Consider the following 17,934-nt stretch of genomic DNA (forward strand, 5'->3'; position numbering starts at 1 on the left):
TCGACCAGCGTTTCGAGGATGCCATCCCAGACGCCACCCTCGGCCCAACGGCGAAAGCGGACATAAACCGAATTCCACTTGCCGTATTCGGGCGGAAGATATCGCCAGGGAGAGCCGGCGCGCATGATCCACATCATCCCATTGAAATATCGACGATTGTCCTGGGCGGGTCGCGCCCACCGCCCTCGCTCGGAAGGCAACAGAGGTTCAATGATCGCCCACGCAGCGTCGCTCACATCGCTCGGATAGCCCAAGGGAACCTCCTCCGAAGAAGAACCCTTGAATCAAACCTCGGCTGATTTGGGAATCCCTTTTGTCAACGCAGCCTAGCGTCTCGCTTGTTACTCTGTATCGCCTGCCTTGTCCGCCATCGGCGGCGAAGAGTGTGGCTCCGAGGGCTTCAGCTCCAATGCGTTGCGCCTGGCCTTTTATCCCCCCGCCGTCTGGCGGCTGCGGATGCGGCTGCGGCCGCCGGGCAGCAACAGGCGGACCGAGGTGACCACCCGGTCGCCGGAGAAGGTGCGGCGGTGGATGGACAGGCAGGGGTCGCCACGGCCGATCGACAACAGCTTCGCCTCCCAGGGCGCCGGCAGCACTGCCTCGACGGTGTGTTCGGCCGAGGTCCAGGGCACGATGGCGCTCAGGTAGCTGTTGGGCGTGCGGGCGGCGAAGTCCTGTTTCAGATAGTCGGGTGCCAGCGCCGGGTTGACGTGCCGGTCCTCGAGCTGGACCGGGATGTCGTTCTCGAGGTGGATGACCAGCGAGTGGAACACCGGCGAGCCGAGTTCGATGCCGAGTTCGTCGGCAAGCTCGGGCGTCGCCTTCAGCTCGTCCTTCACCACCGTCTGCGCCGCGTGGGCGTGGCCGCGTTCGCGGATCTCATCGGCGATGTTGCGCACCTCGAACACCGACGTGTGGTTCTTGCCTTCGGCGACGAAGGTGCCGAGGCCCTGGATGCGCAACAACACGCCGTCGGCCGCCAGCTCCCTGAGCGCCCGGTTGATGGTCATGCGGCTGAGGCCGAGCTGGCCGACCAGCTCGTTCTCCGAGGGGATGCGATGGTGCGGCTGCCACTCGCCGGCGGCGATCTTGTCGAGGATCAGCTGCTTGACGGCGGCATAGTGCGGCGGCGCCTGGCGGCTGGCGGTGTCGGTCATCCCTCGCTTCTCCGTGTCCGAGGCGCCGGCGGAAACGGCTTGCCGTCCGGCGAATTTCCTCTACATTCCTTGTATGTACAAGTGCGGGGTTGCCACGGCAAGATGTCAGGTTCCATCAAGTTCTCCTGTTTCGCCGAAAAGGCGCTGCTCTCCGACGGCTGGGCGCGCGATGTGCTGATCGGCATCGACGACGACGGCAGGATCGCCTCGCTGAAGCGCGGCGCCGCCTCCGGCGAGGCCGAGCGGCTGGCCGGGCCGGTGGTGCCGGCGCTCGCCGATTTGCACAGCCACGCCTTCCAGCGGGCGATGGCCGGCCTGACCGACGTGGCGGCTGGCGGCGACGACAGCTTCTGGACCTGGCGCGAGAAGATGTACGACCTCGTCGCCCGTCTGGCACCCGAGGATGCCGAGGCGATCGCCGCCAAGTTGCAGGTCGAGCTGATGAAGGGCGGCTTCGGCCGCGTCGTCGAGTTCCACTATCTCCACCATGGCGCCGACGGCCGCCCCTATGACGACACCGCCGAGATGTCGCTGCGCATCCTGTCGGCGGCGACGACCAGCGGCATCGGCCTGACGTTGCTGCCGGTGTTCTATGCCCATTCCGATTTCGGCGGCGCGGCGCCGACGGCCGGCCAGCGGCGCTTCATCCACGATGTCGACGGCTTCCTGACGCTGCTCCACCGGCTGGTGCAGCCCTGCCGGACGGCCGGAGCCCGGCTCGGTCTCGCCATCCACTCGCTCCGGGCGGCCACCGGCGATGAGATCGCCAACATCCTCGACGCCGTGCCGGATCACGCGCCGGTGCACATCCACGTGGCCGAGCAGCAGCGCGAGGTGGAGGCTTCGCTCGCCCATTCCGGCCGCCGGCCGGTGGAGCGGCTCTACGATATCGCCGATGTCGACAGCCGCTGGTGCCTCGTTCACGCCACGCAGACGACGACGGCGGAAGTGCGGATGATCGCCGCCTCCGGTGCGGTGGTCGGTCTCTGCCCGACCACGGAGGCCGACCTCGGCGACGGTGTCTTCCCGGCCGTCGACTTCCTGGCGGCCGGCGGCCGCTTCGGCATCGGCACCGACAGCCACGTCGGCACCACGGTGGTCGACGAATTGCGGCTGCTGGAATACGGCCAGCGCCTCGCCGACCGCCGCCGCAACCGGCTGGCGTCGACGGCGGGTGCCTCGGTCGCCCGCACGCTGCACGATGCCGCGCTGACGGGTGGCGCCCAGGCGGCGGGCCTGCCCGTTGCCGGCATCGCCGTGGGCGCATCGGCCGATCTCGTGGTGCTCGACGGCGCCTCGCCCTATCTGTCGGGCGAGACCGGCGACGCCATCCTCGGCCGCTGGCTGTTCGGCGGCATCGGGCAGGCGGTGCGCGACGTGATGGTCGGCGGCCGCTGGACGATCCGGGAGGGACGTCACGCCCGCGACGGCGAGATCGACGCCGCCTTTGCCGCCGCGCTCACCCGCCTGCGTGCCTGATCTTCCGGTGGATGGGCGGGCGGAAGCGTCGCATCCCGGTTCGTCTTCGGTCGCCGCCTGCGCTATAGAGGCGTCGCCCGCCGCGCGGCGGATGAGGAGACGGTGATGTCTGACGCCCCGGTGCCGGCGATCTCGGTTCGCAACCTGCACAAGTCCTTCGGCTCGCACGAGGTGCTGAAAGGCATCTCCTTCGATGCGCGGGACGGCGACGTCATCTCCATCCTCGGCACCTCCGGCTCGGGCAAGAGCACGCTCCTGCGCTGCATCAACTTCCTCGAACGACCGGACGAGGGCGAGGTGTCGGTGGCCGGCGAGACCATCGCCATGCGCCGCAACCGTCACGGCCTGCTGGTGCCGTCCGACCGCCGGCAGGTCGACCGCATCCGCTCGGAACTGGCCATGGTGTTCCAGGGCTTCAATCTCTGGTCCCACATGACGGTGCTGGAAAACCTGATCGAGGGGCCGGTGCACGTCCTGAAGCGGCCGAAAGCGGAGTGCATCGAGGAGGCCGAGGCGCTGCTCGACAAGGTCGGCCTTTCCGAGCGGCGCAACTACTATCCGGCCCATCTCTCCGGCGGCCAGCAGCAGCGGGCCGCCATCGCCCGGGCGCTGGCCATGCGGCCGAAGGCGCTATTGTTCGACGAGCCAACCTCGGCGCTCGATCCGGAACTGGTCGGCGAGGTGCTGAAGGTGATGCGCTCGCTCGCCGAGGAAGGCCGGACCATGCTGGTGGTCACCCACGAGATGGCCTTCGCCCGCAGCGTCTCCAACCGGGTGATGTTCCTGCATCAGGGCATCGTCGAGGCCGAAGGCGCGCCGGAGGAGCTGTTCGCCAACGCCGAGTCCGAACGCTTCCGGCAGTTCGTCGCCGGCTTTTCCGGCTGAGCGGCGACGCCGTCTTCATGCATTGAGTCATCTCGCGTGACGCATGAACATTTTCCCGTAATTCATTGATATATAACTGCTTAATGGCCTGGATCATCTAGTGAATCAGGTTTGCTGTTCATGCAGTGAGTTCAGCGTCGCGTCCTGCTCCCAGTCAATCGCAGACATTCTGGATGACGCATCGGGGCGGACTGGGTGGCGCCGGTAGACAGCCATAATTGCGAGTGACTCGCAGATTTACGTAGTCTTCCTATTGACAGAGACTGCGTATTATTGAATGTCACTCTCAACTTTCCAAGATGCTGGAGGCCGGGGTGCTGGCGCCGTTTCTCATCATGCTGCGCGAGGGGCTGGAGGCCGCTCTGGTGACCGGCATCATCGCCAGCTACCTCAAGCAGACGGGGCGCGGTGCCTATCTGCCGGTGGTCTGGGTCGGCGTGCTGCTCGCCGTGGCGCTGTCGCTGTTCGCCGGCGCGGCGCTGCAACTGATGGCCGCCGAGTTTCCCCAGAAGGCGCAGGAAACGTTCGAGGCGGTCGTCGGCTTCGTGGCGGTGGGCGTCCTCGTCGGCATGGTGTTCTGGATGCGGCGGGCCGCCCGCTCGATCAAGGGCGAACTGCACGGGGCGATCGACGCCGCCATGCAGGCACCGAAAGGCGCCACCTGGGCGCTGATCGGCATGACCTTCTTCGCCGTCGGGCGGGAAGGGCTCGAGTCCGTGTTCTTCCTGCTCGCCGTGTTCCAGCAGAGCCCCGGCGCCGCGGCGCCGGTCGGCGCGCTGCTCGGCGTCGGCGTTGCCGTGGTGCTGGGTTATGCGCTCTATCGCGGCGGCATCCGGCTCGACCTCCGTCGCTTCTTCCGCTGGACGGGCGTGTTCATTCTGGTCGTGGCGGCCGGCCTTGCCGCCGCCAGCCTGCGCAGCCTGCACGAGGCCGGTCTCTGGAACCTCCTGCAGGCCCGCGTCTATGACCTGTCCGACACGCTGCCGGTGTCGAGCGTGCTCGGCACCGTGCTGTCCGGCATATTCAACTATCAGGAGGCGCCGACGGTGGGCGAGGCAGTGCTCTACGTCGTCTTCCTCGCGGTGACGCTGACGCTGTTCCTGAAACCCGAGCGGCCGGTGTCGTTCCGACCGGCCGCCGCCGGGCCCGAGAAGGGGTAAGAATGTCTTCGCTCGATTCGCAACGCGGCGGCGCCCCGTCGTCGCGACTGGTGACTATTGCCCTCGTCGGCGCGGCCGTGCTGGCGCTGCTCGGCGGCGGCGCCTTCTATCTCGCCTCGCAGAAGGCCGCCCGGCCGGTGGAGGCCGGGGTGATCGCCGTGCGCGTCGGCGCCAAGGCATGCGAGCCGATGGACCTGACCGTGCCGGCCGGCCGCAGCGTGTTCGAGATCGAGAACGCCTCCGACCGGCCGATCGAATGGGAGATCCTCGACGGTGTGATGGTGGTCGAGGAGCGCGAGAACATCGCGCCCGGCTTCAAGTCGCAGCTGGCCGCCCGCCTGAAGCCCGGCAGCTACGACATCACCTGCGGCCTCCTGTCCAACCCGCGCGGCAAGCTGACGGTGACCGCCTCGGCGCACTCCGAGGCCGAGAAGGCCAAGCCGCCGCTGAAAGCCTTCATCGGGCCGCTGTCGGAATACAAGGTTTACCTCGCGCTGCAATCTGGCCAGATGGCGCGGTCGGCCGGCACGCTGACGGCGGCGGTGAAGGCCGGCGACGTCGCGGCGGCGCTCGCCGCCTATGCCGACGCCCGCACCGCCTACCGTCACGTCGAGGCGGTGAGCGGCCGCATCGCCGACATCGAGAACGCCATCGACCCGGTGGCCGCCTATCTCTCCGGCCGCGAGCAGGACCCGGCTTTCATCGGCTTCCACCGCATCGAGTTCGGCCTCTGGAAGCAGAACGCCACGGACGGCCTCGAACCCTTCGCCGACAGGCTGGCGGCCGACGCCACGACGCTGCGCGACCGGCTGAAGGCGCTGAAATTCGAGCCGGCCGACCTTGCCGGCAACGCCTCGCGCGAGGCGCGGCGGCTGGCCGAGGGGCCGGTGATCTCCGGCGACAACCTCTATGCCGGCGACGATCTCGCGGAATTCGCCGCCGCCGTCGACGGCCTCGACAAGCCGGTGTCGCTGCTGCTGCCGCTCGTCTCCGAGGCTTCGCCCGATACGGCCAAGGCGGTGACCGAAGCCTTCGCCGCCACCCGCGCCGACATCGCGAGCCACGCCGGTGCGGCGACCTACGCCGACGTTCCGGCCGACGCCCGCAAGACGCTGGCCGCCTCCTTCGATGCGCTGGCCGCCGCCATCGACCGGATCAACCCGGCGCTCGGCCTGGAGTAAGCGTCATGCTCGATCCGAAGGACCTCCGCCGCGCCCCCCGCTCCCTCGACCGCCGGCGGCTGTTGCAGGGGCTGGGCGCCGCCGCCATCGGCGGCTCGCTCACCGGCGCCGCCCGCGCCGAGACGGAGCATCACTCGGTCGCCGACGCGCCGGTCGCCAACGCCGCCTCGCAGCTCGACCATGTCCCCTATGTCGGTGTGCATCAGGCCGGCGTCGTCAACCCGCGGCCGGCCAACGGCATGGTGGCGAGCTTCGACGTGCTGGCCCGCGACGTCGACGAACTCGAAGCCCTGTTCCGGACGCTGACGGCCCGCATCGCCTTCCTCACCACCGGCGGCCCGGTGCCGATGCTCGATCCCAAGCTGCCGCCGCCCGATTCCGGCCTGCTGGGGCCGGTGGTCCACCCGGACAATCTCACCGTCACCGTGTCGCTCGGCGCCTCGCTGTTCGATGACCGGCCATGGCTCAAGGCCCTGAAGCCGACGCATCTTCAGCGCATGACGCGCTTTCCCAACGACGCGCTCGACGCCGACATCTGCCACGGCGACCTGTCGCTGCAAATCTGCGCCAACACGCAGGACACGACGATCCACGCGCTCAGGGACATCATCAAGGCGACCAGCCGTCAGTTGATCCTGAAATGGAAGCAGGAGGGCAACGTGCCGGTGGTCCTGCCGGGTCCGGACGGCCGCGCCGAGAGCGCCCGCAACTTCCTCGGCTTCCGCGACGGCTCGGCCAACCCGGATTCCTCCGATGCCGCCGAGATGGACCGCGTCGTCTGGGTGGGGCCGGAGGACGGCGAGCCGGCGTGGGCGACGGGCGGCAGCTATCAGGCGGTACGCATCATCCGCAACTTCGTCGAGCGTTGGGATCGCACGCCGTTCGGCGAACAGGAGCGGATCTTCGGCCGCGCCAAGATGAGCGGCGCGCCACTCGACAAGCCTGATGGCAGCGAGTTCGACGTGCCCGACTATGCCGCCGATCCCGAGGGCAGGGCGACGCCCCATGATGCCCATATCCGCCTCGCCAACCCCCGCGACGCGGCGGCCAGCGCCAACACCATCCTGCGGCGGCCGTTCAACTACTCCAACGGCGTCACCAGGTCCGGCCAGCTCGACCAGGGCCTGTTGTTCATCTGCTATCAGGCCGATCTCGATCGCGGCTTCATCACCGTGCAGCGGAAGCTCAATGGCGAGCCGCTCGAGGAATACATCAAGCCGGTCGGCGGCGGCTATTTCTTCACGCTTCCGGGAATTCGCGACGCTGCCGACCTTGTCGGCAGTTCGCTGATCGCCGCCGCGCGCGGCGCTTGACTCACGCAGAGATTTTCATGAAGGGAGACTGAAAGCATGCGCATTTCCAGCTTTGCCGGCGCCTCGGCGCTGGCGCTCGTCCTCTCCTCCGGCGCCTTCGCCCAGGAGGCCAGCCTCGACCTCGTCGAGCCGATCGCCGAGTACAAGATCTACGTTTCGGAGAACGTCGCCAAGCTCGTCGAGGACACCACCGCCTTCGTTGCCGCCGTCAAGGCCGGCGAGGTTGACAAGGCCAAGGCGCTGTTCGCGCCGACGCGCGTCTCCTACGAGGCGATCGAGCCGATCGCCGAGCTGTTCTCCGACCTCGACGTCGCCATCGACTCGCGCGCCGACGACTACGAGAAGGCCGAGGCCGATCCGGAGTTCCCCGGCTTCCACCGCATCGAATACGGCCTGTGGGAGAAGAACTCCACCGAGGGCCTGGAGCCGGTGGCCGACAAGCTCCTGGCCGACGTCAAGGAACTGGAAAGCCGCATCGCCTCGCTGACCTTCCCGCCCGAGAAGGTGGTGGGCGGCGCCGCCGTGCTGATGGAGGAAGTGGCGGCCACCAAGATCTCCGGCGAGGAAGACCGCTACAGCCACACCGACCTCTGGGACTTCCGCGGCAACTTCGACGGCGCCCGCAAGATCGTCGAGCTGGTGCGGCCGCTGATCGCCGACAAGGAGGCCGACTTCCTGAAGACGGTGGATGCCAATTTCGACACCGTCGACACGACGCTCCTGAAGTACAAGGACGGCGACGGCTACGTCACCTACGACAAGCTCTCCGAGGACGACCGCAAGGTGCTGGCGGCGGCGGTCAACACGCTGGCCGAGGATCTTTCGACCCTGCGCGGCAAGCTGGGCCTCGACTGAGCTTCATTGCCGAAATGATGGCGGCGGCGGTCCGGACGGGCCGCCGCCTTTTGCACGCCGGTCAGGCCGCCCTGATCCGCGCCAGCGTTTCCAGCGTCTCGACGCAGGCGGCGGCCGCCTCGCGGCCCTTGTTGGCGGCGTCGGCGCGGCTCCGGACGAGCGCCTGCTCGTCGGTGTAGGTGGTGAGGATGCCGAAGGCGATCGGCACGCCGGTGGTCAGCATCGCCTGCATCAGGCCGGTGGCGGCGCCGAGGCTGATGAACTCGAAATGCGCCGTGTCGCCCTTGATGACACAGCCGAGACAGATCACGCCGTCATAGCGGCCGCTTTCCGCCAGCGTCCTGGCGAGCAGCGGGATCTCGAAGGCGCCGGGGGCGGGGAAGATGTCCGCTTCGGCGAGCGGTACGCTGCGCTCGGCAAGCTCGCGGCGGGCGCCGGCGAGCAGGCCCTCGGTCACCTCCCGGTTGAAGCGGCTGACGACGACGGCAAGGCGCGGCGGGGTGGGGGAAGCTGTCATGGTCTCCTCAGGTTTCATGCTGGCAGAGGTTGTGGCCGAAGCGCTCGCCCTTGGTGGCGAGGTAGCGGCGGTTGAACGGGTTGGGCGGGATGACCAGCGGCACCCGTCCGGCCACCTCGATGCCGTAGCCGGTGAGCGCTTCGGCCTTGGCCGGGTTGTTGGAGAGAAGGCGCAGGCGTGTGACGCCGAGCGCCTTCAGGATCTGCGCGGCGATGCCGTAGTGGCGGGCGTCGGCGGGCAGGCCGAGGGCGGTGTTGGCGTCGAGCGTGTCGAAGCCGCCGTCCTGCAAGGCATAGGCGCGGATCTTGTTGGCGAGGCCGATGCCGCGCCCCTCCTGGCCGCGCAGGTAGATCACCGCGCCACCTTCGGGGTCGGCGGCGATCAGCCGTTGCGCTTCGTGAAGCTGCGGGCCGCAGTCGCATCGCAGCGAGCCGAGCGCGTCGCCGGTCAGGCATTCCGAATGGACGCGGACCAGCGGCGTGTTGCCAAAGGGGCGACGGACGATGGCCAGATGCTCGCCGCCGTCGATGACGCTGCGGAAGGCGGAGACGCGCAGCACGCTGTCGGCATAGGCCGTCGGGAGGTCGGCGCTCGCCACCTCCTCGACCAGCCGTTCGGTCGCCCAGCGATACTCGATCAGCTCGGCGATGGTCAGCACGGGGATGTCGTGCTCTTTCGCGAAGCGGTCGAGTTCGGGCCGGCGGGCCATGTGGCCGCTCACGCCCATCACCTCGCAGATGACGGCGGCCGGCTTCAGCCCGGCGAGACGGACGAGGTCGATCGCCCCTTCGGTGTGGCCGTTGCGGGCGAGCACGCCGCCGTCGGCGGCCCTGAGCGGGAAGACGTGGCCGGGCGAGACGATGGCGCCGGGCGCCACAGCCGGGTCGGCGGCGACGGAGATGGTATGCGCCCGATCATAGGCCGAGATGCCGGTGGTGATGCCGTCGCGCGCCTCGATCGAGACGGTGAAGGCGGTGGAGCGGCGGGCGCGGTTCATCGCCACCATGGGCGAGAGACCGAGCCGGTCGACCTGGTCGCCGGTCAGCGCCAGACAGATCAGGCCGCAGGCCTTCCTGGCCATGAAGGCGATGGCCTCGGGGGTGGCGAACTCGGCGGCGACCACGAGGTCGCCCTCGTTCTCGCGGTCCTCGTCGTCGACCAGCAGGACCATGCCGCCGGCCTTCAGCCGGTTCAGGGCGCGGGATAGGGCTTGCATAGGGCCTCCACATATTTGGCGATGACGTCGACCTCGACGTTGATCTCGTCGCCGATGCCGGCGGCGGAAAGGTTGGTGTTGTCCCAGGTGTGCGGGATGATGGTGATGCCGATGCGGGCGCCGTCCGGCGCCGGTTCGATGCTGTTGATGGTCAGGCTGATGCCGTTGAGCGAGATCGAGCCCTTCTCGACGCAGTAGCGGGCGAGGCCGGCCGGCAGGTCGAACTCCAGGCGGCGGGCGTCGCCGTCCGGCGTCACGGCGGCGAGCCGCGCCTTGCCGTCGACGTGGCCCTGCACCATGTGGCCGGACAGGCGGTCGGTGAGCGCCACCGAGCGTTCGAGGTTGACCCGCGAACCGGTGATCAGTCGGCCGAGGTTGGAGCGGTCGAGCGTTTCGGGCGAGAGGAAGAAGCGGGCCGTGCCGGCCTCGTCCATCTCGGTGACCGTCAGGCAGACGCCGTTGACGGCGATGCTCTCGCCGAGGTCGAGATCGGGCCAGCCGGTGGGGATGACGATCACCAGCGCGCCGCCGGTGGTTTCGGCCGTCCGGACCTTGGCAGTCCGGGCAATGATGCCGGAAAACATGAGTATTCAGCCTTTCCTGTCGTGGTTGCGGAGAATGGTGATGCGGTCGGGATCGCCCTTGGCGATGACGACGTGCTCGTCCCAGAGGCCGGCGGCCAGCACGGCGGCGGTCAGCGTCGGTCCCGCCTCGACCAGCACCTCGTGGACGCCCTCGGTGCCGAGGCGAGCGAGCGCCTCGTCGAGTTCGGCGAAGACCAGCGGCCGCAGACCGCGTTGGGCGGCGGCCGTCAGATAGTCGGCCGGCACGCGGCCGCGGCGGTCGAGGATGGCGAGGAGGCGCCGCTTGTCCGGATGGTCGGGAACGCGGCGGACGGTGAATTCCGGATCGTCGGCAAGGATGGTGCCGGCGCCGGTCAGGATGGCGTCGGCGCGGCGGCGCAGCCGGTGGGCGAGCGTCAGCGAAGTTTCCGAGGTGAAGGTCTTGTGTCCCGGCGGCGGGATCATCGAGCCGGTCTCGTCGAGCGCCTGCTTGACGGTGACGAAGGGCCGGCCGGTGGTCGACCATTTCACGAAAGGTGCGATCAGCCGTTCGGCCTCGGCCGCGAGGCGCGGCGCGTCGGCATGGTCGAGACCGGCCAGCCAGCCGACGGAGAGGCCGGCTGCCGCGAGGCGCGCCGCGCCGCCGCCGGCGACACGCGGGTTGGGATCGCGGCCGGCGATCCAGACGTGGCGGGCCGGCGTCGACAGGATGGCGTCCGTGCAGGGCGGCGTGCGGCCGTGGTGGTTGCACGGCTCCAGCGTGACGACGATCGTGTGGATGCGAAGGGCGCTGCCGGCCGCCCGGCAGGCGGCGATGGCGCGTGCCTCGGCGTGCAGGTCGCCGGCCTTGCGGTGCGCCTCGACGGCAAGAACCTCGCCGGCGGCGTCGAGCAGGACGCAGCCGACCGGCGGGTTGGGCGCCGTGGCGCCGGCGTAGTCGGTCGCGGCGGCGACGGCGCGGCCGAAGGCATCGGCGATGATGCCGGCCGGCAGGGAAGTGACGGGGTGTTTCGATGCGCCCATGCGGTCCTCGATCCATCGATCGAACGCATCGGGGCGCAGGCAGACGCCAAGGCGAGCGCACTCCCGTGACGGAGGGCGCACCTCTGGCGTCGGCCGTTCTCTACCATCCGGACTATACCGTCGGCCCCGGAATCACACCGGGTCTGCTGACCCCGTTTCCCGAAGGAAACAGGCGCTCGCGGGCTGACGCGCCTTGGCGCGATTACCGCCGGTGGGGAATTGCACCCCGCCCCGAGAACGTTCGCCGCCCGTGACGGGCAGCATCGGAAAGCATAGGCATGACGATCCGGCCCTGCAAGGCCGGATCGTTCACGTAGGCGAGATCACTTCGCTGCGAAGGCGACGGGCGCCACGAGGTCCTTGCGGATGTCGATCGCCTTGTCCTTCTGCAACATGCCGTTGTCGATCATGAACGCCTGGTCGGCCTCGAGGTTGACGATGTCGGCGTCGGTCAGCGTCGGCGTGAAATCGTAGAGCGGCAGCTGCGCCTCGGCGTCCTCGATGGAGATCTTCTGCTCGTCGGCGGCCATCTTCAGCGCCTCCTCCGGCTTGGCGGCCATGAAGTCGAGCGCCTTGCGGTGGGCGGCGAGATAGGCGGCGACGAGGTCGGGGTGCGCGTCGATGAACGTGCCGGAGGCGGCGATCACCGTGGTCGGGTGGATCAGGCCGTCGCCGGTGACCAGCGTCCTGCCGCCGGCCTTCTCGACGGCGATGGCGTTGGCGCCGGCCAGCGTCGCCACGTCGATCTCGCCGGAAAGCAGCGCGGCGCGGGCGGTCGGCAGGTCCATGTTGATGTAGTCGACGTCATTTATCGTAAGGCCGGTGGAGGCGAGGGCGGCGGCCAGCAACTGATGCAGCGTGGTGCCCTTGGGGCCGGCGATCTTCTTGCCCTTGAGGTCGGAAAGCGTCGCCGGGCCATCGGCGCGGGTCATCAGCGCGAAGGCCCTGGGCGAACGCGAGTAGACGGCGACGATGCGTACGTCGACGCCGTTGGCCTTGGCGAGGATGGCCGAGGCGCCGCCCAGCACCGAGGCGACGTCGATGGCGCCGGCGGCGATGGCCTCGGTCTGCTTGGCGCCGGAAGTGATCTCGGGACGCTCGACCTTGATGCCGCGCGCCGCCAGATCGGCGTCGAGGATGCCCTCGTGCTTCTCGACGATCGACGGCACGTTGAACGGCGCCGTGACATAGGTGACGCGCAAGGCGTCGGGATCGGCGGCGAGCGCCGGCGACAGCGTGCCGGCGACGAAGGCGGCGGCAAGGGCGAGGCGGGATATCAGGTGCATGGCTTCCTCCTGGGGTCCGAATGGGGCTCGCCGACCAGACGGGCGAGAATGCGGCGGCGAAGCTCGACCACGGCCGGGTCGGTGGCCTCGCGCGGGAAGGGCAGATCGACGGCGACGCGGCCGACGACGCGGCCGGCCTCCAGCTCCAGCACGCTTTCGCCGAGCAGCACGGCCTCCTCGACGTCGTGCGTCACCAGCACGACGGTCGGCCGACGCGCCTGCCAGACGTCGACGAGGACGCGCTGCAAGGTGCGGCGGGTAAAGGCGTCGAGTGCCGAGAAGGGCTCGTCGAGCAGCAGCACGTCGGGCCGCTGCGCCAAGGCGCGGGCGATGGCGACGCGCTGGGCCATGCCGCCGGAGAGCTGGGCGGGCAGGGCGCGCCGTGCGTCCGCAAGGCCGACGAGGGCCAGGGCTTCGTCGACGCGGGCGTCGATCTCGGCCCGGCCGAGCCGCCCCTTCAGCGGGAAGGCGACGTTGGCGGCGGCGTCGAGCCAGGGCATCAGCCGCGCTTCCTGGAAGACGACGCCGATGCCGGCGGCGGGAGCGCGGCGGACGGCGCCCGAACTCGGCTCGGCGAGGCCGGCCAGGAGGCGCAGCAGCGTCGTCTTGCCGCAGCCGGAGCGGCCGACGATGGCGGTGATCGTGCCGACGGGGAAGCGTTGCGTCACGCCGTCGAGGGCGAGGACCGTGCGGCCGGCAACCTCGTAGCGGCGGCTGGCGTCGATCACCTCAAGCACGGGCGGCCTCCAGATCGGCGGAGAGCCAGGGGAAGGCGTGGCCGATCAGGCGGCGCAGCAGGAGATCGGAGAGAAGGCCGAGGATGCCGATCACCAGGATGCCGGCCAGCACGATGTCGGTGCGGGCGAGGTTCTCGGCGTCGATGATCATGTAGCCGAGGCCGGCCGACGAAGCGATCAGCTCGGCGCCGACCAGCGCCCGCCAGCTATAGCCGAGGCTGATCCTGAGCCCGACCACCAGCTCGGGCAGCGCCGACGGCAGCACGATGCGCGTCAGGATGTCGCGGCGGGAGAGGCCGGCGACGCGGCCGACTTCAATCAGCCGGGGATCGACGCCGGCGATGCCGCCGCGCAGGCCGAGGAACACCGGGAAGAAGGAGGCGAGCACGATGATGCCGAGCTTCTGCGCCTCGCCGATGCCGAGCCAGAGAATCAATAGCGGAATCAGGGCGAGCGGCGGCACCTGCCGGACGAATTCCAGCAGCGGGTCGATCACCGTGCGGGCTGGTCGGCTGGCCGACAGCAGCACGGCGAGCGGCACCGCCAGCGCCGTCGACAGCGCGAAACCCAGCAGCACGCGCTGGATGCTGGTCAGCGCATGTTTGACGAGCGCGCCGGAGGCGGCGAGATCGGTGAGCGCGGCAACCACCGCCTTTGGTGCCGGCAACAGATAGGCGTTGGTCCAGCCGAGCCGGCCGGCCAGCCACCAGACGAGCACGACGCTCGCGAACACGGCAACGGGAGTGAGGGCACGGCGGGCCGGCATCGGTCTTACATCCAAAGTCTATGTCCTCGACGCTAGGAGGCCATTGTTGAGAATGCAAATCATAAATAGTTTCAACTGGTTGAGATACGCGTTATACCGGATCGGGTTGCGGCCGCCCGCCGGGGGCAGGCCGGACATTCCGGTGGCAGAGGTTCCGCCGCCGCGCAAGGCCGGATGGGCCGGCAAGGGCGTCCGATGATCGTCATTCCCCTCGAATCCATCGATCCGCTGGCCGTGGCGCGGCGCTTGCGTCCGCTGCCGGGCTTCGCCTTTCTCGACAGCGCGCTGGTCGACGCCGATCTTGGTCGCCACGCCTTCGTGGCCGCCGATCCCTTCGGCACGCTGCGCGTCGCGGACGGGTGGACGTTCTGGAATGGCGAGGAGGTGGCGCCGGGCCGGCAGGCGCTCGATGAGTTGAGCCGGCGTCTGGCGCTCTACCGGCAGCCGACGATGGCGGGGCTGCCACCGTTCCAGGTTGGGGCCATCGGCCATGTCGCCTATGAGTTCGGCCGGCGGCTCGAGCGTCTGCCGACGGTGCCGCCGCCGCCGGACGGCATCGCCGAGCTGGAGATGCACTTTTACGACGCGATTGTCGCCTTCGACCTCGTGGATAACAGCGCCTTCGTGCTGTCCACCGGCTGGCCGGAAGCGGATCGGGCGCGCCGTGAGCGACGGGCGCGGCAGCGGGCGGACCAATTGCTGGCGCTGATCGACGGGCCGACACCGCCGGAGGCGCCGTTCGCCGGCCTCGCCGATCCCGCGTTCACGACCAACCTCGACCGGCCCGCCTACGAGGCGGCCGTCGCGCGAACCCGCGACTACATCCTCGCCGGCGACATCTTCCAGGCCAACATCAGCCGCCGCATCGACCTCGACCTGCCGGCCGGCTTCGACGCCTGGGGCTATTACCGGGCGTTGCGGGCGACCAATCCGGCGCCGTTCGCCGCCTTCCTCGACCACGGCGACGTGCGGATCGCCTCGTCGTCGCCGGAGCGGCTGCTGGCCGTGCGCGGCCGCCACGTCGAGACGCGGCCGATCAAGGGCACGGCGCGCCGCGCCGCCGATCCGACCGAGGACGCGGCGCTCGCGACGGCTCTCGCCGCATCGGACAAGGACCGGGCCGAGAACGTGATGATCGTCGATCTCCTGCGCTCCGACCTCTCGGCCGTCTGCAAGCCGCATACGGTGAAGGTGCCGCGGCTCTGCGAGGTCGAGACCTATGCCTCGCTGCACCATCTGGTGTCGACGGTGACCGGCGAGCTTAAGGGCGGCCGGACGGCGGTGGAGGCGCTGGCCGCCGTCTTCCCCGGCGGCTCGATCACCGGCGCGCCGAAGATCCGGGCGATGGAGATCATCGCCGAGTTGGAGCACGCGCCGCGCGGCGTCTACTGCGGGGCGATCGGCTATCTCGGCTTCGACGGTTCGGCCGATTTCAACATCGCCATCCGCACCGCCACCTTTGCCGGTAACAGGGCGTCGCTGGCCGCCGGCGGCGGCATCACGCTCCTGTCCGATCCGGCCGCCGAATTCGAGGAGGCCGAACTGAAGGCGCGGCGCCTCCTCGACGCCTTCCGGAGGCCGGCATGATCGTCGTGCTCGACAACTACGACAGCTTCGTCGGCAACGTCGCCCGCTACCTTGTCGAACTCGGCGAGGAGGTCAGGGTGCTGCGCAACGACGCTGTCGACGTCGCCGGCCTGAAAGCGCTCGAACCGGAGGCGATCGTCATCAGCCCCGGCCCCTGCGGCCCCGGCGAGGCAGGCGTCGCCGTCGAGGCGGTGCGGGTCTTCTCGGGCAAGCTGCCGATCCTCGGCATCTGCCTCGGCCATCAGTGCATCGGCGCCGCCTTCGGGGCGCGCATCGTGCCGGCCAGGGAGCCGATGCACGGCCGGGCATCGCCGGTCGCCCACGACGGTTCCGGCCTGTTCGCCGGCCTGCCGAGCCCGCTGCGGGTCGGACGCTACCATTCGCTGGCCGTCGAGGTGGCGGACGGCACGCCGCTCGTCGTCACGGCGCGGGCGCCGGGCGGCGACGTGATGGCGATCGCCCATTGCCAGCATCCGACCCATGGCGTGCAGTTCCACCCGGAAAGCGTGCTGACCGAGGGCGGCCATCGGCTGTTCGCCAACTTCCTCGCCTGCCTGCCGGGGCGGGCGGAGCGTCGGCCGGCCGCCCCGCTGTCGCCGGTCTGATCACTCCATGGTCGGCATGATGAAGTCGGCGCCGGCGCGGCGGCCGCCGGTCGGCCAGCGGCTCGTCACCGTCTTCAGGCGGGTGTAGAAGCGCACGCCCTCGGCGCCGTGCATGTGATGGTCGCCGAACAGCGACGCCTTCCAGCCGCCGAAGGAATGGAAGGCCATCGGCACGGGGATCGGCACGTTGATGCCGACCATGCCGGCCTGGATGCGGGTGGCGAATTCGCGCGCCGCGCCGCCGTCGCGGGTGAAGATGGCGGTGCCGTTGCCGAACTCGTGCTCGTTGATCAGCCGGATGGCGGTGTCGAAGTCGTCGACGCGGACGATGCCGAGCACCGGGCCGAAGATCTCCTCGCGGTAGATGCGCATCCGAGGCGTGACGTCGTCGAACAGCGTCGCGCCGATGAAATAGCCGTTCTCGTGACCGGAGCGGACGAAGCCACGGCCGTCGAGCACCAGCTTGGCGCCTTCCTCGACGCCGGTGTCGATATAGCCGCGCACCCGCTCAAGATGCGGCTTCGACACCAGCGGCCCCATATCCGACGCCGGATCGCTGCCGGGGCCGATGGCCAGCTTCTCCGCCCGCTCGGTCAACCTGGCGACCAGCGCGTCGGCGGTGGCCTTGCCGACCGGCAGGGCGATGGAGATGGCCATGCAGCGCTCGCCGGCCGAGCCGTAGGCGGCGCCCATCAGCGCGTCGGCGGCCTGGTCGAGGTCGGCGTCGGGCATGATCACCATGTGGTTCTTGGCGCCGCCGAGCGCCTGGCAGCGCTTGCCGCTACGGGTGGCCGTCTCGTAGATGTGGCGGGCGACCGGCGTCGAGCCGACGAAGCTGACGGCGGCGACGTCGGGGTCGGCGAGCAGGGCGTCGGCGGCGGTCTTGTCGCCCTGCACCACCTGGAATACGCCCTTCGGCAGGCCGGCCTCGGCGAGCCAGCCGGCGATCAGACACGCGGCGCTCGGGCAGCGCTCGGACGGCTTCAGGATGAAGGCGTTGCCGCAGGCTAGGGCCACCGGGAACATCCACATCGGCACCATGGCCGGGAAGTTGAACGGCGTGATGCCGGCGACCACGCCGAGCGGCTGGCGTAGCGAGTGGCTGTCGACGCGGGTGCCGACATTCTCCGAAAACTCGCCCTTCAGAAGCTCCGGCGCGGCGGTGGCGAATTCCACCACCTCGATGCCGCGCCGGATCTCGCCCCTGGCATCGCTCAGCACCTTGCCGTGCTCGGCGGTGATGGCGGCGGCCAGTTCGTCCACCCGCGCCTCCAGTATGGTCAGGAAGCGGTTGAGGATGCGGGCGCGGCGGAGCGGCGTCGTCGCCCCCCAGGCCGGCTGGGCCGCCCTGGCGGCCGCCACGGCGGCGCGCACGTCCGCCGCGTCGGCCAGCGCCACGCGCCCCGTCTCGGCGCCGGTGGCCGGATCGAACACCGGGGCCGAGCGGCCCGAGGCGCCAATGGTCGGCCGGCCGTCGATGAAGTGAGCGATCGTCGTCATTTCCCTGATATCCCTCCGGTTTGATGCGCGTCTTGCGGCGCGCTGGAGGCGATGAAACACCCGAAGGCCGCTCTGCGGCAATATGCTGGCCCGGACAATGGTTG

18 protein-coding genes and 1 riboswitch are annotated in these 17,934 nt (G+C 69.6%); of the genes, 8 read left to right on the forward strand and 10 right to left on the reverse strand.

Annotation, left to right across the window (positions count from 1 at the left end):
• Positions 1-254 (reverse strand): transposase (locus tag H512_RS26345; RefSeq protein WP_036791456.1); only part of this gene is annotated, 254 nt, incomplete at its 3' end.
• A 174-nt stretch (positions 255-428) separates the two neighbouring features.
• The gene (hutC, locus tag H512_RS0111780) at positions 429-1,157 is read right to left on the reverse strand and encodes a histidine utilization transcriptional repressor HutC (RefSeq protein WP_026783626.1); all 729 of its coding nucleotides are present in this window, start codon (positions 1,155-1,157) and stop codon (positions 429-431) included.
• 102 nt (positions 1,158-1,259) lie between these two features.
• Here hutC and hutF point away from each other — a divergent pair, with 102 nt between their 5' ends.
• The 6 genes from hutF (at position 1,260) to efeO (H512_RS0111810) (ending at position 8,030) form a co-directional block, all read left to right on the forward strand.
• Positions 1,260-2,636 (forward strand): formimidoylglutamate deiminase, encoded by a 1,377-nt coding sequence (gene hutF, locus H512_RS0111785; protein WP_026783627.1) that lies wholly within the window; start codon positions 1,260-1,262, stop codon positions 2,634-2,636.
• Positions 2,637-2,741: 105 nt separating this feature from the next.
• Entirely contained in the window at positions 2,742-3,521 is a 780-nt protein-coding gene (locus H512_RS0111790) for an ABC transporter ATP-binding protein (RefSeq protein WP_026783628.1), read from the forward strand.
• A gap of 314 nt (positions 3,522-3,835) precedes the next feature.
• Positions 3,836-4,681, forward strand: coding sequence for an iron uptake transporter permease EfeU (gene efeU, locus H512_RS0111795; RefSeq protein ID WP_026783629.1), 846 nt, complete (start codon positions 3,836-3,838; stop codon positions 4,679-4,681).
• A 2-nt stretch (positions 4,682-4,683) separates the two neighbouring features.
• Positions 4,684-5,862, forward strand: coding sequence for an iron uptake system protein EfeO (gene efeO / locus H512_RS0111800; protein ID WP_026783630.1), 1,179 nt, complete (start codon positions 4,684-4,686; stop codon positions 5,860-5,862).
• 5 nt (positions 5,863-5,867) lie between these two features.
• The gene (efeB, locus tag H512_RS0111805) at positions 5,868-7,175 is read left to right on the forward strand and encodes an iron uptake transporter deferrochelatase/peroxidase subunit (RefSeq protein WP_026783631.1); all 1,308 of its coding nucleotides are present in this window, start codon (positions 5,868-5,870) and stop codon (positions 7,173-7,175) included.
• A gap of 36 nt (positions 7,176-7,211) precedes the next feature.
• Entirely contained in the window at positions 7,212-8,030 is an 819-nt protein-coding gene (gene efeO / locus H512_RS0111810; RefSeq protein WP_026783632.1) for an iron uptake system protein EfeO, read from the forward strand.
• 61 nt (positions 8,031-8,091) lie between these two features.
• On the opposite strand, the gene ribH is transcribed toward efeO (H512_RS0111810), so the two are convergent.
• From ribH to H512_RS23700, 7 genes are all read right to left on the reverse strand, one after another.
• Positions 8,092-8,547 (reverse strand): 6,7-dimethyl-8-ribityllumazine synthase, encoded by a 456-nt coding sequence (ribH, locus tag H512_RS0111815; RefSeq protein WP_026783633.1) that lies wholly within the window; start codon positions 8,545-8,547, stop codon positions 8,092-8,094.
• A gap of 7 nt (positions 8,548-8,554) precedes the next feature.
• Positions 8,555-9,763: a bifunctional 3,4-dihydroxy-2-butanone-4-phosphate synthase/GTP cyclohydrolase II gene (locus tag H512_RS0111820; RefSeq protein ID WP_026783634.1), complete on the reverse strand. Its 1,209-nt coding sequence runs from the start codon at positions 9,761-9,763 to the stop codon at positions 8,555-8,557.
• Positions 9,739-10,347, reverse strand: coding sequence for a riboflavin synthase (locus H512_RS0111825; RefSeq protein ID WP_026783635.1), 609 nt, complete (start codon positions 10,345-10,347; stop codon positions 9,739-9,741). The genes H512_RS0111820 and H512_RS0111825 overlap by 25 nt, the downstream gene beginning before the upstream one ends.
• Before the next feature lie 6 nt (positions 10,348-10,353).
• Positions 10,354-11,349, reverse strand: coding sequence for a bifunctional diaminohydroxyphosphoribosylaminopyrimidine deaminase/5-amino-6-(5-phosphoribosylamino)uracil reductase RibD (gene ribD, locus H512_RS0111830; protein ID WP_036791417.1), 996 nt, complete (start codon positions 11,347-11,349; stop codon positions 10,354-10,356).
• Between the two features lie 91 nt (positions 11,350-11,440).
• A riboswitch (FMN riboswitch) is annotated at positions 11,441-11,592 on the reverse strand.
• 80 nt (positions 11,593-11,672) lie between these two features.
• Entirely contained in the window at positions 11,673-12,635 is a 963-nt protein-coding gene (locus tag H512_RS0111835; RefSeq protein WP_026783637.1) for an ABC transporter substrate-binding protein, read from the reverse strand.
• Positions 12,626-13,372, reverse strand: coding sequence for an ABC transporter ATP-binding protein (locus H512_RS23695; protein WP_053239796.1), 747 nt, complete (start codon positions 13,370-13,372; stop codon positions 12,626-12,628). The genes H512_RS0111835 and H512_RS23695 overlap by 10 nt, the downstream gene beginning before the upstream one ends.
• Positions 13,365-14,138, reverse strand: coding sequence for an ABC transporter permease (locus H512_RS23700; RefSeq protein ID WP_053239797.1), 774 nt, complete (start codon positions 14,136-14,138; stop codon positions 13,365-13,367). The genes H512_RS23695 and H512_RS23700 overlap by 8 nt, the downstream gene beginning before the upstream one ends.
• A 195-nt stretch (positions 14,139-14,333) precedes the next feature.
• On the opposite strand from H512_RS23700, the gene pabB reads away from it, so the two are divergent.
• Positions 14,334-15,725 carry an aminodeoxychorismate synthase component I gene (gene pabB, locus H512_RS0111850; protein WP_026783638.1) on the forward strand — a complete coding sequence of 464 codons (1,392 nt, stop codon included), beginning with the start codon at positions 14,334-14,336 and terminating at the stop codon, positions 15,723-15,725.
• Complete coding sequence (locus H512_RS0111855; protein ID WP_026783639.1) at positions 15,722-16,330, forward strand: anthranilate synthase component II; 609 nt, start codon at positions 15,722-15,724, stop codon at positions 16,328-16,330. Before pabB ends, H512_RS0111855 begins: the two co-directional genes overlap by 4 nt.
• Here H512_RS0111855 and H512_RS0111860 read toward each other — a convergent pair whose 3' ends face one another.
• Positions 16,331-17,830 carry a CoA-acylating methylmalonate-semialdehyde dehydrogenase gene (locus tag H512_RS0111860; protein ID WP_036791420.1) on the reverse strand — a complete coding sequence of 500 codons (1,500 nt, stop codon included), beginning with the start codon at positions 17,828-17,830 and terminating at the stop codon, positions 16,331-16,333.
• Positions 17,831-17,934: the final 104 nt, after the last annotated feature.

The sequence above is a fragment of the Pleomorphomonas koreensis DSM 23070 genome (assembly GCF_000425185.1).
In the GTDB taxonomy this organism is placed as follows: Bacteria; Pseudomonadota; Alphaproteobacteria; order Rhizobiales; family Pleomorphomonadaceae; genus Pleomorphomonas; species Pleomorphomonas koreensis.

Excerpts from the sequence above, each read along its gene's own strand:
- hutC (WP_026783626.1), bottom strand. The coding sequence starts at position 1,157 with ATGACCGACACCGCCAGCCGCCAGGCGCCGCCGCACTATGCCGCCGTC.
- hutF (WP_026783627.1), top strand. The coding sequence starts at position 1,260 with ATGTCAGGTTCCATCAAGTTCTCCTGTTTCGCCGAAAAGGCGCTGCTC.
- H512_RS0111790 (WP_026783628.1), top strand. The coding sequence starts at position 2,742 with ATGTCTGACGCCCCGGTGCCGGCGATCTCGGTTCGCAACCTGCACAAG.
- efeO (WP_026783630.1), top strand. The coding sequence starts at position 4,684 with ATGTCTTCGCTCGATTCGCAACGCGGCGGCGCCCCGTCGTCGCGACTG.
- efeB (WP_026783631.1), top strand. The coding sequence starts at position 5,868 with ATGCTCGATCCGAAGGACCTCCGCCGCGCCCCCCGCTCCCTCGACCGC.
- efeO (WP_026783632.1), top strand. The coding sequence starts at position 7,212 with ATGCGCATTTCCAGCTTTGCCGGCGCCTCGGCGCTGGCGCTCGTCCTC.
- ribH (WP_026783633.1), bottom strand. The coding sequence starts at position 8,547 with ATGACAGCTTCCCCCACCCCGCCGCGCCTTGCCGTCGTCGTCAGCCGC.
- H512_RS0111820 (WP_026783634.1), bottom strand. The coding sequence starts at position 9,763 with ATGCAAGCCCTATCCCGCGCCCTGAACCGGCTGAAGGCCGGCGGCATG.
- H512_RS0111825 (WP_026783635.1), bottom strand. The coding sequence starts at position 10,347 with ATGTTTTCCGGCATCATTGCCCGGACTGCCAAGGTCCGGACGGCCGAA.
- ribD (WP_036791417.1), bottom strand. The coding sequence starts at position 11,349 with ATGGGCGCATCGAAACACCCCGTCACTTCCCTGCCGGCCGGCATCATC.
- H512_RS0111835 (WP_026783637.1), bottom strand. The coding sequence starts at position 12,635 with ATGCACCTGATATCCCGCCTCGCCCTTGCCGCCGCCTTCGTCGCCGGC.
- H512_RS23700 (WP_053239797.1), bottom strand. The coding sequence starts at position 14,138 with ATGCCGGCCCGCCGTGCCCTCACTCCCGTTGCCGTGTTCGCGAGCGTC.
- pabB (WP_026783638.1), top strand. The coding sequence starts at position 14,334 with ATGATCGTCATTCCCCTCGAATCCATCGATCCGCTGGCCGTGGCGCGG.
- H512_RS0111855 (WP_026783639.1), top strand. The coding sequence starts at position 15,722 with ATGATCGTCGTGCTCGACAACTACGACAGCTTCGTCGGCAACGTCGCC.
- H512_RS0111860 (WP_036791420.1), bottom strand. The coding sequence starts at position 17,830 with ATGACGACGATCGCTCACTTCATCGACGGCCGGCCGACCATTGGCGCC.